At 27.6% G+C, this 14,985-nt stretch carries 12 protein-coding genes; 11 read left to right on the top strand and 1 reads right to left on the bottom strand.

All coding sequences use genetic code 11. The features are described 5' to 3' along the window. The first annotated feature begins 203 nt into the window (after positions 1 to 203). The 3 genes from KDK92_RS21115 to KDK92_RS21105 all read left to right on the top strand — a co-directional run bounded on the left by KDK92_RS21115 (position 204) and on the right by KDK92_RS21105 (position 5,411). Positions 204 to 1,628 (top strand): HD-GYP domain-containing protein, encoded by a 1,425-nt coding sequence (locus tag KDK92_RS21115; RefSeq protein ID WP_250861398.1) that lies wholly within the window; start codon positions 204 to 206, stop codon positions 1,626 to 1,628. Positions 1,629 to 2,073: 445 nt separating this feature from the next. Further along, the gene (locus tag KDK92_RS21110; protein ID WP_250861397.1) at positions 2,074 to 4,518 is read left to right on the top strand and encodes a PEP/pyruvate-binding domain-containing protein; all 2,445 of its coding nucleotides are present in this window, start codon (positions 2,074 to 2,076) and stop codon (positions 4,516 to 4,518) included. 227 nt (positions 4,519 to 4,745) lie between these two features. Further along, entirely contained in the window at positions 4,746 to 5,411 is a 666-nt protein-coding gene (locus KDK92_RS21105; protein ID WP_250861396.1) for a hypothetical protein, read from the top strand. A gap of 268 nt (positions 5,412 to 5,679) precedes the next feature. On the opposite strand, the gene KDK92_RS21100 is transcribed toward KDK92_RS21105, so the two are convergent. Next, entirely contained in the window at positions 5,680 to 6,075 is a 396-nt protein-coding gene (locus tag KDK92_RS21100; RefSeq protein ID WP_250861395.1) for a YxeA family protein, read from the bottom strand. Positions 6,076 to 6,289: 214 nt separating this feature from the next. Here KDK92_RS21100 and KDK92_RS21095 point away from each other — a divergent pair, with 214 nt between their 5' ends. The 8 genes from KDK92_RS21095 to KDK92_RS21060 all read left to right on the top strand — a co-directional run bounded on the left by KDK92_RS21095 (position 6,290) and on the right by KDK92_RS21060 (position 14,912). Continuing rightward, entirely contained in the window at positions 6,290 to 6,958 is a 669-nt protein-coding gene (locus tag KDK92_RS21095) for a response regulator transcription factor (RefSeq protein ID WP_250861394.1), read from the top strand. Continuing rightward, complete coding sequence (locus tag KDK92_RS21090) at positions 6,955 to 7,968, top strand: sensor histidine kinase (RefSeq protein WP_250861393.1); 1,014 nt, start codon at positions 6,955 to 6,957, stop codon at positions 7,966 to 7,968. The genes KDK92_RS21095 and KDK92_RS21090 overlap by 4 nt, the downstream gene beginning before the upstream one ends. Positions 7,969 to 8,221: 253 nt before the next feature. Further along, positions 8,222 to 8,989, top strand: coding sequence for an ABC transporter ATP-binding protein (locus KDK92_RS21085; RefSeq protein ID WP_250861392.1), 768 nt, complete (start codon positions 8,222 to 8,224; stop codon positions 8,987 to 8,989). Next, positions 8,979 to 10,985: an FtsX-like permease family protein gene (locus KDK92_RS21080; protein WP_250861391.1), complete on the top strand. Its 2,007-nt coding sequence runs from the start codon at positions 8,979 to 8,981 to the stop codon at positions 10,983 to 10,985. Before KDK92_RS21085 ends, KDK92_RS21080 begins: the two co-directional genes overlap by 11 nt. A gap of 64 nt (positions 10,986 to 11,049) precedes the next feature. Next, a complete protein-coding gene (locus KDK92_RS21075; RefSeq protein ID WP_338115284.1) occupies positions 11,050 to 11,649 on the top strand; it encodes an RNA polymerase sigma factor in 600 nt (199 codons plus the stop codon). Positions 11,650 to 11,703: 54 nt separating this feature from the next. Further along, positions 11,704 to 12,573: a hypothetical protein gene (locus tag KDK92_RS21070; RefSeq protein ID WP_250861389.1), complete on the top strand. Its 870-nt coding sequence runs from the start codon at positions 11,704 to 11,706 to the stop codon at positions 12,571 to 12,573. 202 nt (positions 12,574 to 12,775) lie between these two features. Continuing rightward, on the top strand, positions 12,776 to 13,471 hold the full coding sequence (locus KDK92_RS21065) for a response regulator transcription factor (protein ID WP_250861388.1): 696 nt from the start codon (positions 12,776 to 12,778) through the stop codon (positions 13,469 to 13,471). Continuing rightward, the gene (locus KDK92_RS21060) at positions 13,461 to 14,912 is read left to right on the top strand and encodes a HAMP domain-containing sensor histidine kinase (protein ID WP_250861387.1); all 1,452 of its coding nucleotides are present in this window, start codon (positions 13,461 to 13,463) and stop codon (positions 14,910 to 14,912) included. The genes KDK92_RS21065 and KDK92_RS21060 overlap by 11 nt, the downstream gene beginning before the upstream one ends. Positions 14,913 to 14,985: the final 73 nt, after the last annotated feature.

The following is a 14,985-nucleotide window of genomic DNA, read 5'->3' as shown; positions in this document are numbered from 1 at the left end:
CCAGAGAGTTATTATACAAATTAATAGCAAATGTGAGTAGTTAAAATGAGAATATTGGAGGAAAATAGTATCACTTGTCGAATGTTAAATGAATAAGCATAAATATGCAAAAGACTAGAAGTGTATGTACTATAAAAATACTTTATTATTTGATATATAGATTTTACAGAAAATTATTGTTTTATTGTAGGGGGGGATGAAATTTGAGAAGTATTATTGATTCAATTTATAAAAAAGATGATATAGAAAATATTGATGTTATGAAAACGCCTAGAAGAATAGCAAGTATTTACGTATTAATAGGGTGTTTATGGATTTTATTCTCTGACCGTATTTTGAGTATGATAGTAATTGATAAAAATATATATAGTAATATTCAGACCTATAAAGGTTGGTTCTTTGTCTTTTTTACAGCTATTTTACTTTATCGTTTAATCCTAAATGACTGCCTGAAAATTAAAAAATTAAGTACTGATTTACGGAGGAAGAATATAGAATCAAACAATAATTTGATTGTAATAGAAGAAAAGAATGAAGAATTGCAACGGGTGATTAATGTTACAAATGATTTTTTTATGTTAACAACTAAAATATTAGAAAATAGATATGTAAATGATGAAGTGTTTTTAAGTGAGACATTGAAAATAGCCTATAATTTAGTAAAAGAAAGTAATGTGGGAAGTGCTTATATAGTTGAAAATGGGAAGATACGATTTATAGATGCAATAGGTTTTGATATGGAATCATTGGGGAAAATTCAAATTACTCCTGAGGAATTTGAATATAAGTATAATGATATAAAAATTAAAAATTACCCTGAATTAAGCTTTAAAAGAAAAATTGGGAATCATACATATGAAGATTATTCTAAGAAAAATGTTGAATTAAAACAATCCATTTATGTTGGCATATCTAATGAAGATAATTTATATGGGGGATTTAGTTTAGATATTAGTAAAGAATGTAATGTGGAATTCAGTGATGAAAGTATTCGTAACTTAAAAGCCTTTCAGCAACTTGTTAATGGTTTTTACAAGGTTAAAAAGGTAAATGATCAAAGAAATCTAGAACAAAGTGATATTGTACACGCATTTATTTCGGCTTTAGAGTTTCATGATGAATATACAAAGGGACATTCAGAGGCTGTTGCGTTATATTCACTTGAAATAGGAAAGTATTTAAAATTTGATGGTAACCAACTAAATGATCTTTATTGGGCTGCAACTATACATGATATAGGTAAAATAATAATACCACAGAGTATTTTGAATAAAAGCGATAAATTGACTAAGGAAGAATATGAACATGTTAAGCAGCATACACAGATAGGATACGATATATTATCTAAGGCAGATTCATTAAGAGATGTTTCCAAATATGTATTGTTACATCATGAACGTTGGGATGGAACTGGGTATCCGGTGGGATTAAAAGGGGAAGAAATTCCGTTAATATCTCAAATAATAGCTGTAGCAGATTCATGGCATGCAATGACATCAGATAGACCTTATAAAAGGGGAATTACTAAAGATGAAGGTATAGAGGAACTTAAAAACAACAAAGGATCTCAATTTGCACCACATATAGTAGATGTGTTTTTAGAAATATTATTAAAAGAAACGGATTAGCAAGTAATGTTTATCTAATATAGATAGCGGTACTGCATGAATATTATGATGAGCCCTGTTAAAATTGAAGTGTATTTTATATTCCCTCAGACTGATAGTTTGGGGGATTTCCTTTTGAGTTACTGTTTAGGGTTTTGTGTGGAGGGTTTAAAGAAGATTTATTAGACAAGCGTTGTATTAGGAGCATATTATTAGATTAATGTATATTTCTACTCTCTTAATTAGTCAATATATTATATTGTAAAAACACCGTATTGTCAATATAGATTTTGAAAAAGGATGAAAAATGCTATTTAAAATAGTTAATACATATCCACCGTATTTCAAAACATTTTTCCTATTTGTAAAGTTCTAAGTGAATTTATATAATAAATGTTACAAACTACCACATTAACAATATAAAGTAGTTTTTTAGATTAACAAAACGAAATGGGGGATATTACTTATGTTATCAATGTTATCAGAGCTGTGCTTAAGTAACAAAAATCAATATGGTTCCAAAGCAAGTACATTAGGAGAGTTAATAAAAAGTGGGGAAGAAGTTCCAAATGGGTTTGCATTGTCTTCAGAGTTTTTTATGCAGTTCCTTGAATATAATAATTTTAATTATTGTACTCAAGATTATCTGGCTTATAATGAGGAGATATATAATTTTATATTAAATGGGCAGTTTTCTTATGAAATGGAGACAAACCTCCTTGAATTTTTTAATAATATACAAAGTAAAGAATTTCAAGGGAAGTATGCAGTAAGATCCTCTGCCTTGTGTGAAGATAATGATACATATAGTATGGCAGGTATGTTTTCTTCATTTATAAATTTAAATTCTTTTGAAGAAGCTAAAACCTCTATAAAAAAGTGTTATGCTTCATTATTTAATGATAAAGTTATTGCATATTTCGTAAAAAATAATTTAAACTTTAAAGAATTAAAAATGTGTGTGATAATCCAGCAATTTGTTGTAGGCGACTATTCTGGAGTTAACTTTTCAGTGGATACTATTGACATGGATAAGGACACAATGCACATTAATGCTGTAAATGGATTGTGTGATGATTATGTTAGTGGTAAAGCAAGTTCAGCCTTTTATAAAATTAATAAAAAAACTGGAGAGGTACTAGATGAAAGAATTCCAGAGAACTTTCATACTCCATCAAAGGATATAATAGACAGGTTATATGAGATTACTTTAAAAATAGAAAGAATCTTTGGTAAATATCAAGATATAGAATGGACTATTAGTGACAATAAAATTTATATACTTCAAGCTAGACCTATTACAACCTTTAGAATTAAACCTTTTGAATTAAAATGGCAAAGTGAAGGAGAGGGTAATTATACTTGGTATAGGGAATGTGATAAGCCTTATAAACCTTTAATTAATGAACTAAGCTTAATACTAGGAGATGCCTTAAATAAATCATTCTATACAGTAGGTTTTCAAGATTTTTATTCCGAATATTGCGTTCAAAATGGTTACTTCTTTTATAGAGATAAAGAAATGGTAAATCAAGAGCAGCAAGAACAAAACTTTCTAACTATGTTAGAGGAGTTACATAATGACTATAAGAATATATTTCAAGATATTGTACTGCCAGAATTAATTCTACTTAAAAAGGAGTTAGATAACTATCTAGCAAGAGAATTATCGTCACAAGAGGCATTAGTGTTTTTGGAAAAATCAATAGAGCATATGAATTTTTTAGCCTCAAATCATTGGCCAGTTACTCATGGATGTGATTATTTAGATACTTTTATGGAATACTGTAAAAATATAAATAATGATTTTAATGTAGATGATTTTTACGATTTAGTTTTTAATGTTAGTATCTTAAATAAAGAAAGAGAATTATATATGGGTATGGCTAATGAGGTGAATTCAAATCCAGTTTTAAATAAAATGTTTAATGCTTGCCCATATGATGAAATTCTCCATGCTAGACTCAAAAAGGTTTCTGAAAGTGGAAAATTAATGCAACTAATAGATGAGTATATAGCTCTGTTTGGAATTTGTAATTTAGATAGTGATGTTAATAGTCCTTATCCAGAGCCTTTATTAGTGGAAGAACCTTCTAAAATAATAGGACGTATACGAGGATTTCTTAATCTAAATATTAATAATTTTAAATCTTCTATAGAGGAATCTTTAAAAAATAAAAACAGGGTTAAGTCCAGTATATTAAGTACATTAGATGAAGAAAAAGGGCAAGAGTTTTTAAATAAACTTAATTTAGCTGAAAAAGCATACTTAGCAAGAGATGACCATCACTATTACTTTGAGCGTATGACAAAATCATATTTACGGGTAGCATTAGTAGAGGCTGAAAAGATATTAATGAGAAATGAGCAAATACAACATAAAGAAGATATATATTTTCTTACTCTTAATGAAATTAAAGATGCACTATTAAATGGTAGTGATTTTAAGAATCCTATAAATGAAAGAAAACAGAAATTTAATTATCAAAAGAAGTTATTTGCACCACCAACTATTGGAAAGGAACTTGTTCAAAACACTTATTGCATAGATGAAAACAATGAACAAGGTAAGAGGGATTCTAGTGAACATACTGTAATATTAAAGGGGATTTCAGGATTAAGAAAAACAGTTAAAGCAAAGGTTAAAATGGGAATGCCTGCTTATCTAAATGAGGAGTGTATATTAGTAGTGCCATTTACACGGTGTGGAGAGCTTGAACCTATAGTTAATCATGTGAAAGGCATTATTGTAGAGTCTGGTTCTCCTTTTGATCATCTAGGAATTCTTGCTAGAGAAATTAATATACCAGTTATATATAATGTTAAAAATGCAATGAGTATTCTTAAAGATGGAGATGAGGTTCAGTTAAATGGATTTGTAGGTGAAGTTAAAATAATAAAAAAGAGCTAATCGTATAGTTAATTAGAATTAGGGTGTATTTAGGTTGAAGTGCGGTGAACCGTATCATAGTGCGACACGTTGGAAAATTTCTAACAATGAGATTATTTGAAGGTTGTATAGTAGAATTTTTTACGATACAACTTCTTTTTTTGTAAGGTTTAATTAAGGTTTAGTTCATTATGGGGTAAGTTTAGGATTATATAATAAATTTGCAACAAAAGACAAGGAGGTATATAATGAGCAAATTAAAGATTAGGATTTTGAGAACATTTACTGTAATTACTATAATTATTGCAGTTCTTACTTTGATTATTACTACTTATACCGTTATTGGATTCAACTATGGTTTTCACCCAATCATAAATGATTTAAAACTAGAAAGTAAAAAATGTGTAGAAGAGGCAGTAAAAATAGTAGATACTGATGGATTAGAAAATATACTAAAACAAAAAGCTCAAAACAGTACAGAGTATACTAAATTATCTAAATCATTTTATGAGTATAAAGTCAACAGTGGTGTTAATAATTTATATATTCTAGTAAAAAATGATAAAAACACAACCTCTTTTGTTATAGATGTTTTAATTAAACCAGCAAAATTCATGGAAGAATATATTATGCAAGATAAAATGAAAGATGCTTTTAATGGTAATATTTCAGTTGAAGATGCGTTATCTGTAGATATATGGGGGGGGACAATTTCTGCCTATGCTCCAATAAAGAATTCAAAAGGTGAAGTTATTGCTATATTAGGAGCAGATAAATATATCCATATTATCAAATACATTAAAGAGGTACTCAAAAAAATAATCATTGTTTCTATAATTCTGTATATTACTGCATTCTTAGTGATAATGCTTAACATAAATCCATGGAAACTAAAAAAAACATATAAAGGGTAGTAATCATCCAAATGGTAAAATTTTAAGTATAGCTAAAGAATTTACTATTTGCATTTAATAGATTTGATTAATACTTTAATTGGAAAATTAGTGGGGAGGGTTAATAGATAATTATGTTTTATACTTCACTTTGTGGTAAATAATCATAAAACCTGACGTTTCACAAATTTGTGAAACGTCAGGTTTGTTTTTTATAAAACAATTCTTAAAATATATTACTAGGAAATTATCTAATGTTTTCTTAAATAAAAGAGCGTCCTACTAAATTTTATTTATCTAATTGTTCTTTAGCTTTAGAAGGGACTTTATCAGCATGTACTTCTTCATAACTTAGAATTTGATTATAATCATTTTTATCTTGAGAGAATGCAAGAACAAGAAGATATGCGTCTAGTTTTAAATTTTTATCACTATGAAACTCAACTTTTATTTGTTTACCATCTTTGTTATATGCATCTGTTTTATAAAAATAAAGAACCGATTTTTCACCCTCAGTATTTTTTGTAATATATTCTTCTCCATTATCTTTTATTTGAACATAATATTCTTTTGTTCCCCATTTTTTCATTCCTAAGAAATTATTTTTTTCTGCCACACCAAGAATAATAATTCCAATTAAAACTGCAGCAAGTATTATACCTAATATTTTTAAGTTTCTTTTCAATGTAACCACCTCATAATTAATATTTACTTCGCTTTTATAGTATCATTCAATGAATTAAGCTCATATTGATTTAAGTGACCATATTCTTTCATTTATGAAAGAATACTCAGACTGTTGAAAAAGCCCAATCTCGGCGGCATTAATGAGTATTTTTCTGATATAATATGAAATAAGTAATTAAGAAATTTCAAAGATAAAATATTGGAGGATAAATATGAAAAAAATAATCATAATAGAGGATACAGAAACCATAAGAGAAGAACTGAAAATATTTTTATCTAAATATGGTTATGAAGTTGATGCTCCAGAGGATTTTAACAATATTGTTGAATATATAAATATATCGAATGCTGATCTGATCTTATTAGATATAAATTTACCTGTTTTTGATGGGTTTCATATATGCAGAGAAGTTAGAAAGAACTCTGATGTACCAATAATAGTAGTTACAAGTAGAGATAGTGAAGCAGATGAACTTATAAGTATGAATTTGGGAGCAGATGATTTTATAACTAAGCCCTATAATACTCAAATACTTTTAGCTAGAATTTCAGCAGTTTTAAAAAGAGCTTCCAAGAGTAATTACAGTGATATATTAGAATATAAAGATATACAGTTAAATTTGTCTAGTGGATGTGTTACTCATAAAGGAAATACAGAACAATTAACTAAGAATGAAATAAAGATACTTTCTTATCTAATAAAGAAAAAGGGGAGTATAGTATCAAGAGAAATTTTAATGGAAGACTTATGGAATTCAGATGTTTTTATTGATGATAACACCTTATCTGTGAATGTAACGAGATTAAGAAAAACTTTGGAAAAGATAGGGGCAAAAGATGTGATAGAAACTAGGAGAGGATTAGGGTATATAATACCATGAATATAAAAGAGTATTTAAAAGAAAGAGGACCATTTTTATTTATAAACTTTGCAGCATTTATAATTATAGGGTGCATACTTCTTATATTAGATATAGAAAGTATTTTTATGTTTTTAATTTTTACTATATGGTTTTTGCCATTAATGAGCTATATTATCATAGAGTTTCTTAAGTATAAAAAGTATTATGATAATATGAAAGAAGTTTTGGAGAGTCTTGATAAAAAGTATTTATTACCAGAGATTATGGAAAAACCAGAGTTTTTAGAAGGAAAGCTTTTTCATGAAATATTAAGAGAATGTGATAAAGAAATGCATGAACATGTAAATCATTATAAAAATCTTCAATTAGATTATAGAGAATATATTGAGACTTGGGTTCATGAAATAAAAACACCTATTGCATCAAGTATGTTAATTATTGAGAATAATAAAAATTCTATTATGAATAATGTAGGAGAAGAAATAAAGAAAATAGAAGGGTTTGTGGAACAAGCATTATATTATTCAAGAAGCAGTGATGTTAGTAAAGATTATATAGTGAAAAGATTTAATTTAAAAACAGCTGTAAACAATACTATTAGGAAAAATTCTAAGGATTTTATAAATAATAAAATAAGCTTGCAATTAGATGATATAGATGGTGTTGTGTATAGTGATATAAAGTGGGTTCAGTTTATACTTAATCAAATTATTACAAATTCAATTAAGTATGTTAAACCAAAAGAAGGAAAGATAAGAATATGTTCAAGTACCAACAAAAATAATATAATACTTACAATTGAGGATAATGGGATAGGAATTCCAGAGAAAGATATTAATAGAGTTTTTGAAAAAGGATTTACAGGTGAGCATGGGAGAAAATACAATACATCTACAGGTATAGGACTGTATCTTTGTAAAAAGCTATGTAATAAGTTAGGTTTAGATATAAGTATTACATCTCAATTAGCCGTGGGAACAAAAGTGAACATTATATTTCCATTAAGTGAATTTAACTTAGGTATTTAAGAAGTGTGAGTTTTAATACTTACACTTTTTTATTACATATTTTAATCTGTATGTAATACAATTTGTATCAATAGGAAATCTAATAATAAATAGTTATCTTTCAAAAATGCAACTTTAATGAAAGTTAATACAATATGTGATTTTAAAATACTCTAGTATAATAAGTTCATAATACAGCTTAGAGAATAATTATTAAATCAACAGTAATGATTATTTTAATTGTATGATGGTTGATTAGATGGAGGATATATATATGGATAATATATTAAGTGTACAAAATATCGAAAAGTATTATGGAAAAAAAGGTAATGTGACTAAGGCATTAGATGGTATAAGTTTAAATATAGATAAAGGTGAATTTCTTGGAATAATGGGACCTTCAGGAAGTGGGAAAACTACATTGCTTAACTGTATTTCAACAATTGATAAGGTAACAACTGGGGAAATCATTGTAAATGATAAAAATATTACAAAGATGAGAACTAAAAAATTAGATAAATTCAGAAGAGATGAGTTAGGATTTATATTTCAAGATTTTAACTTACTTGATACGTTAACTGGATATGAAAATATTGCTTTAGCTCTAACAATACAGGAAATAAATCCTAAAAAAATAGATAACTTAATAAAAAAGGTTGCAGAAACACTTGAAATTTCCCCCGTTTTAAATAAGTATCCTTATGAAATGTCAGGAGGACAGCAGCAAAGAATCGCTTGTGCTAGAGCAATAGTTACTGAACCTTCATTAGTATTAGCAGATGAACCTACAGGGGCTTTAGATTCTAAATCTTCAAGATTGCTACTAGAATCTTTTGAAAGATTAAATAAAGAATTAGAGGCGACTATATTGCTTGTAACTCATGATGCTTTTACTGCAAGTTATGCTAATAGGATTTTCTTTATAAAAGACGGTAAGATCTTTAATGAATTAGTTAAGGGGAATGATTCTAGAAAAGAATTTTTCAATAGAATTATTGAAGTAATGACACTCTTAGGGGGAGATGTTAAGGATGTATTCTAAAATAGCAATTAATAATATAAAAAAGAGCTTTAAAGATTATGCCATATACTTTATGACGCTCACATTAGCAGTGAGCATATTTTATAATTTTAACTCAATTAGTTCTCAAACAGCAATGAATGATATTAATAAAATAGGAGTATTGGTTAAATTGATATCCTATATATCTGTATTTATGTCAATTGTTTTTGGTGGATTAATTATATATGCGAATAATGCCTTATTAAAAAAGCGTAAAAAAGAATTTGGTATATATGCTATTCTAGGTATGTCAAAAAGAAAAATATCTCAAATATTAATATATGAAACATTTATTGTAGGAATCATATCTCTAGTTATGGGATTAATTATAGGAATAGTTCTATCACAAGGAATTTCAGTGCTTACAGCAAAATTATTTGAACTTAATATGAATGAGTATACATTCAATTTGTCTATTGAATCAGTGAATAAAACCTTTTTATATTTTGCGATAATGTTCATCTTAGTGATGATATTTAACACAGTAATTGTATCAAAACAAAAATTAATTGATATGATAAATGCTTCAAGAAAGAATGAATCTATAAAAAGCAGAAATACTATAATTTCAGCAATAATATTTATTATATCTTTATATGCATTAGGAAAAGCATATTATTTAGGATTGCATTTTGCACATACTCCACAGAATATAGATTTTCCTTTAAGCATAATATGGGGAAGTTTAGGGACTCTATTATTTTTCTTTGGATTATCTGGATTTACAGTACTTATACTTAGAAGAAGCGAACAAATATATTTCAAAAAGCTAAATATATTTGTTATAAAACAATTTTATAATAAGATTAATACAAATTTTTTGTCTATGACAGCAACATGTTTAATGTTATTTTTAACAATAGTAATATTATCTACGAGCTTAAGTACAAAGCATATACTGGAAAAAAGATTAGAAGATTTACCTATTTATGATGGAAGCATTGATTTAAGTATTAGTGATGAGAACCAAGAAGTACAAGATGTAAAAGAAGCTTTAAAAAGAGTGGGATTCAAGTTAAGTAACTCCTATGAGGATGCTGTAATAGATTATTATAGGACAGATATAAAAAAATTGAATTTATTAAATGAATATGCAAGTCTAGCTTTAAAAGAACGCTTTAAAGAATTTGATAGTCGATTAGGGAGCATAAAAATATCACAATACAATGAACTAAGAAGATTACGTGGAGAAGCAATAGTGGATTTAAAAGAGAATGAAATCTTATTAATAACATGTGATGAAGAGGAACAAGAAGCATTACAGAAATTAATCGAAAAACAAAATGAAATTAAAATTAGTGGAAAGAAGTATACTATAAAAACTAATATAAATATAAAACATGAGAATTCATATTTATTAGCGGTAATACCGGATTCTTTTTTAGGGAGCATGATGAAATCATCTTCAACAATGTATATATTTAATACAAGTGGACAAAACAAAGAAGAACTTGAGGATAAGGTTAAAGAGCTACAGGCAAAGTTTGCAGATATAAGTTATAATCGAGATAAACTTTTAGATAAATATGGTTTCATTTTACGTGCTGATACAAAAGTAGGAATATATAATCAGGTTAAGAGCAATATAGGTACGACTATATATATTGCAATATATTTAGGTTTTGTATTCTTGATAGCAAGTGCAGTAATGTTAGCAATTCAACAATTAACAGAAGCAAGTGATAGTTTAAATAGATATAAAACCCTAAAAAAAATAGGAGCTTCTGAGCAGATGATAAATAAATCTATCTTTACTCAGATTCTGATACATTTTATGACTCCTCTTAGTTTGGCGCTAATACATTCTGTAATAGGATTAAAGATTATGAATACCTTGTCAAAAAGCGCAGGATTATTAATAACTTTCGAATTTGGACCAACAATAATTATAACAGGGGTTGTAATTTTCATGATATATGGAGGATATTTTTATACTACTTATTTAGGATATAAAAATATAGTTAAGAATGATTAAAAAGACTCTTCAATTTTATATTGGAGAGCTTTTTTTGTGCCTATAAACGAAATTTTTTCAAACAATAAATGTTACAATTAACAAATATGGACATAAACAAATTAGAAAGGGGGGAGCTATTCTGGATAAACTTTTTGTTACATTATGTGAAAGATATCATGAAAAAATTTTGAAATATCTCTATTATTCAGTAGGGAATATAGAAGATGCCAAAGATCTTACCCAAGAAGTATTTGTTATCGTTTATAACCGTATAGAGGAGCTGCAAAACCATCAAAATATAGGTGGATTCATTTATCAGACAGCAAAATTTGTAGCGGCTAATTTTAAGAGAAAAGCTCTAAAAAAGACTTTAAAGGAAACTTCAGTTGATATAGAAATAGGAAGTAAACATTCAGACTTATATGAAGAACTCATAACGATTTATGACAATGAGATTGATGCAGAACAGTATGTGGACAACGTATTATTACTTCTTTCACAAGAGAAGCAGCAACTTTATAACTTCTATTATGTTGAAAATAGAAGTTATAAAGAGATAGCAAAAATACTCAATGTTAATGAAGCTAGTTTACGTATGAGATATGTGCGATTAAGACGTGAAATTAAAAAATTGACACACAATATAGCAGAAGAAAAATTTGTTACAAATAAACAATTATGACATATAATAAGTGATTGGATATGAGCTCAATCCTAATCAAAAGGGGGAAATTTAATGAAAGATAATTTTAAAAAGACTCCAGAATTTCAAAGTATAAACAGTAAACTTGATAAGGCTATTGATAATATGGACGTAACTGAAATTGAAAGACAACTTGCAAAACTATCAGAGGGAGAGGGATTACCTTTTGAGATAGAAGATAGTAAAATTTTTGCCAAAAGAATTATAAAACAAAGTAAGAAGGGACGTATGAGCATGAGAAAGAATATAAAGAAATTTGGAACCGTAGCAGCTTGTTTAGTGTTGACTATAACTATAGGTGTAACAGCAGCTTATGCAACAGGATTATTTAAAAATTTCAAATTTTACAACGAAAAGACAACAGTTGAAATAAGAACAAATCAAAATATAAGTGAAGAAGATGCAGAGAGGCTGGCAAAGGAAGCAGAAGAAGATTATAATTCGCCATCCACAGAAGGTACATCTGTGAATGCTACAGAAAAGATTTTTTCCAGTATAGAAGAGGTTGAAGAAAGTATAGGTATAAAAATTATTATACCGTCGGATATACCAGTAGATTTTCAAATGGAAAAAGATATAAAAGTTTATGATTCGTTTAATAATAATTACAATATATATTTGACATATGTATCAAAGGAGAAAGAAAATCGATTAATGGGTGTCACAATAATAACACAAGATCAGTCTGAAGATAGCACAGTTGTGACAGTGACAGATGCGGTTTATAAAGCGGAGTATAAGACGCCAGCTGGTACTAAATACTCAATATTGAAGGAAGACGAAGGTATTATTGCTACCACGGATACTAATAATTTACAGTATGCTTTAATTTTCATGGGAGTTAGTGAAGAAGAAATGCATAAAGTGATTGATAGTGTTGACTTGAGTGGTTATATAAAATAATAAAATGTACCAAATATCAAAGATATTAAAAAAAATAGTATTTTAGGAACTAAGGTGATTTCTGTATTGCACAGGAGTCATCTTATTTAAGTTCCATTGATATTGATAATTTATTAGTAAACGAAACCATCATACATTTAAAGAAGGTTTAAATTTTATTTATTGTAGTATATAGTTATATAGATAGAAAGGATGTGAATATATGAAAGAAAAAATACTGGTAGTAGATGATGAAAAAAATATTGCTGATCTCATCGCATATGCGTTTAAAAGAGAAGATTATAGTGTTGAAACGGCTTATAATGGAGAAGAAGCATTAGATAAAATAAAAAAATTTAATCCAAATGTAATGATTATAGATGTGATGATGCCTAAAATGAATGGATTTGAAGTATGCAGGAAATTAGATAATACAGAAAATTTAGGGATTGTAATGCTCACTGCAAAAAGTGATATTGTAGACAAAGTAATAGGGTTAGAGTTAGGCGCTGATGATTATTTAACAAAACCCTTTGATATAAGAGAACTAATGGCAAGGGTTAAATCACTACTTAGAAGATTGAATAAGCATTCTAATGAATCAAAAGGTACAGATATCCAAATTAAAGATTTGGAAATTAGATTAAAACAAAGAAAAGTCCTTATTAAAGGAAAAGAATTGGAATTAACACCTAAAGAATTTGATTTGCTAGTTTGTTTATTATCAAATTTAGATAGAGTATATACAAGAGATGAACTTTTAGATTTAATTTGGGGAATGGAGTATATCGGGGGAACTCGTACGGTGGATATTCACATTCAAAGACTCAGAAAAAAATTAGGTAAACCCTATGAAAATATAATACAAACTGTATATAGAGTAGGATATAAAGCTGTAGGTGAAATGTATGAAGAGTAGTATAAAGATAAAATTCAGTGTGTTTTTAGCACTGCTTTTACTTTTGACAGTGAGTATACTTAGCACACTAGTACTAAGTGGAATACGAAACAATCAAAAGAAGAATTATGAAATGTATTTAGCACAACAGACTAAAATTGCAAACACATATATCCAGCAGATGTATCTCACAGAATCAATAAAAGATAAAGAAGAATTTTTACAAAAGAACGCACAACAACTTGCATTGCAGTTAAACTCAATAAATGCAATGTATGTTGAGATTTATGATATAAATGGAAAAGAATTAGTAAATTCTATGTCATATAATATTAGAGATGATGTTAAAGATATACTTTCTCATGCTCAAAAGGATCAAATAGCATATAAAATTGTAGGAGATTATGTAGAATATATGGCACCTCTTTATAATGTGGATCAAATAGGCGTGATTCAATTTCACTATTCCCTTAAAAAAGATATTAAATTTTATACTGATATAAAATCCCTTTTTATAAGCATAGGAGCTGTTGTGTTTGTATTAAGTTTTATGAGTGCATATTTTTATTTTAATAGATTTTCTAAAAGTATTGTAAAACTCAAAGAAGATACAATGGATATTAAGAGGGGCTTATATACTAGTATTATTCCTCTTAAGCGAAAGGATGAACTTGGGGAATTGAGTGAAGGAATTTATTATATGAGTGGTGAAATTGAAAAAAATATAAACAAAATGGAAATGGAACAGCAAAATCTAAAATTAGCAGTAGAAAAGCTAAGAGCATTAGAAAAACAACAGAAAATTTTTATTGGCAATATAACACATGAATTCAAAACACCTCTCACAGTTATTAAAACATATATGGATTTATTGGATATGTATTCAGACGATCCTAATTTGCTTAAAGATGCTAAAGTGAATATAGTAAAAGAGACACAAAGATTGAATGAGATGGTAGAGAAGAGTTTACATTTATCTTCACTGCAAAAATATGATTTTGAATTTGAATGTGAAAAAATAGATGTGAAAGAGATATTAGAAGAAATTTGCAGCCGAATGCATGGAAAAGCTCATAAGTTTAACATTAGTTTAATAAAAAATTTGGAATCTGGCTTTATTCTAGGAGATAAAGAGAACTTAATGCATATATTTATTAATTTAATAGACAATGCTATAAAATATAATAAGGTTAATGGACAGATATTTATTAATAGCTATACGAAGGATAAAAAAGTATTTATAGAAGTAGCAGATACCGGAATTGGAATTCCAAAAGAATCAAGGGATAAGATATTTGAACCTTTTTATACAGTGAATAAAGATAGAGCCAAAAAGCATGGAGGAACAGGATTAGGGCTTTCTCTTGTAAAGGAATTAATAGAAAAACAAAAAGGAACTATTTTGCTATTAGATACACAAGAAAAAGGAACTACATTTTTAATTTCTTTTCCTACTTTATAAAAGTTTACAGTATTGAAACAATTAGATATACTTTTGAAAAATCAATTAGGTATACTACCCTTATAGATTAAGG

It is taken from the genome of Oceanirhabdus seepicola (assembly GCF_023684385.1).
Lineage (GTDB): Bacteria > Bacillota > Clostridia > Clostridiales > Clostridiaceae > Oceanirhabdus > Oceanirhabdus seepicola.
Note: the sequence above shows the minus strand (reverse complement) of the source record. Positions and strands in the feature narration are given on the sequence as shown.

Excerpts from the sequence above, each read along its gene's own strand:
- KDK92_RS21110 (WP_250861397.1), top strand. The coding sequence starts at position 2,074 with ATGTTATCAATGTTATCAGAGCTGTGCTTAAGTAACAAAAATCAATAT.
- KDK92_RS21095 (WP_250861394.1), top strand. The coding sequence starts at position 6,290 with ATGAAAAAAATAATCATAATAGAGGATACAGAAACCATAAGAGAAGAA.
- KDK92_RS21090 (WP_250861393.1), top strand. The coding sequence starts at position 6,955 with ATGAATATAAAAGAGTATTTAAAAGAAAGAGGACCATTTTTATTTATA.
- KDK92_RS21065 (WP_250861388.1), top strand. The coding sequence starts at position 12,776 with ATGAAAGAAAAAATACTGGTAGTAGATGATGAAAAAAATATTGCTGAT.
- KDK92_RS21085 (WP_250861392.1), top strand. The coding sequence starts at position 8,222 with ATGGATAATATATTAAGTGTACAAAATATCGAAAAGTATTATGGAAAA.
- KDK92_RS21105 (WP_250861396.1), top strand. The coding sequence starts at position 4,746 with ATGAGCAAATTAAAGATTAGGATTTTGAGAACATTTACTGTAATTACT.
- KDK92_RS21080 (WP_250861391.1), top strand. The coding sequence starts at position 8,979 with ATGTATTCTAAAATAGCAATTAATAATATAAAAAAGAGCTTTAAAGAT.
- KDK92_RS21070 (WP_250861389.1), top strand. The coding sequence starts at position 11,704 with ATGAAAGATAATTTTAAAAAGACTCCAGAATTTCAAAGTATAAACAGT.
- KDK92_RS21060 (WP_250861387.1), top strand. The coding sequence starts at position 13,461 with ATGAAGAGTAGTATAAAGATAAAATTCAGTGTGTTTTTAGCACTGCTT.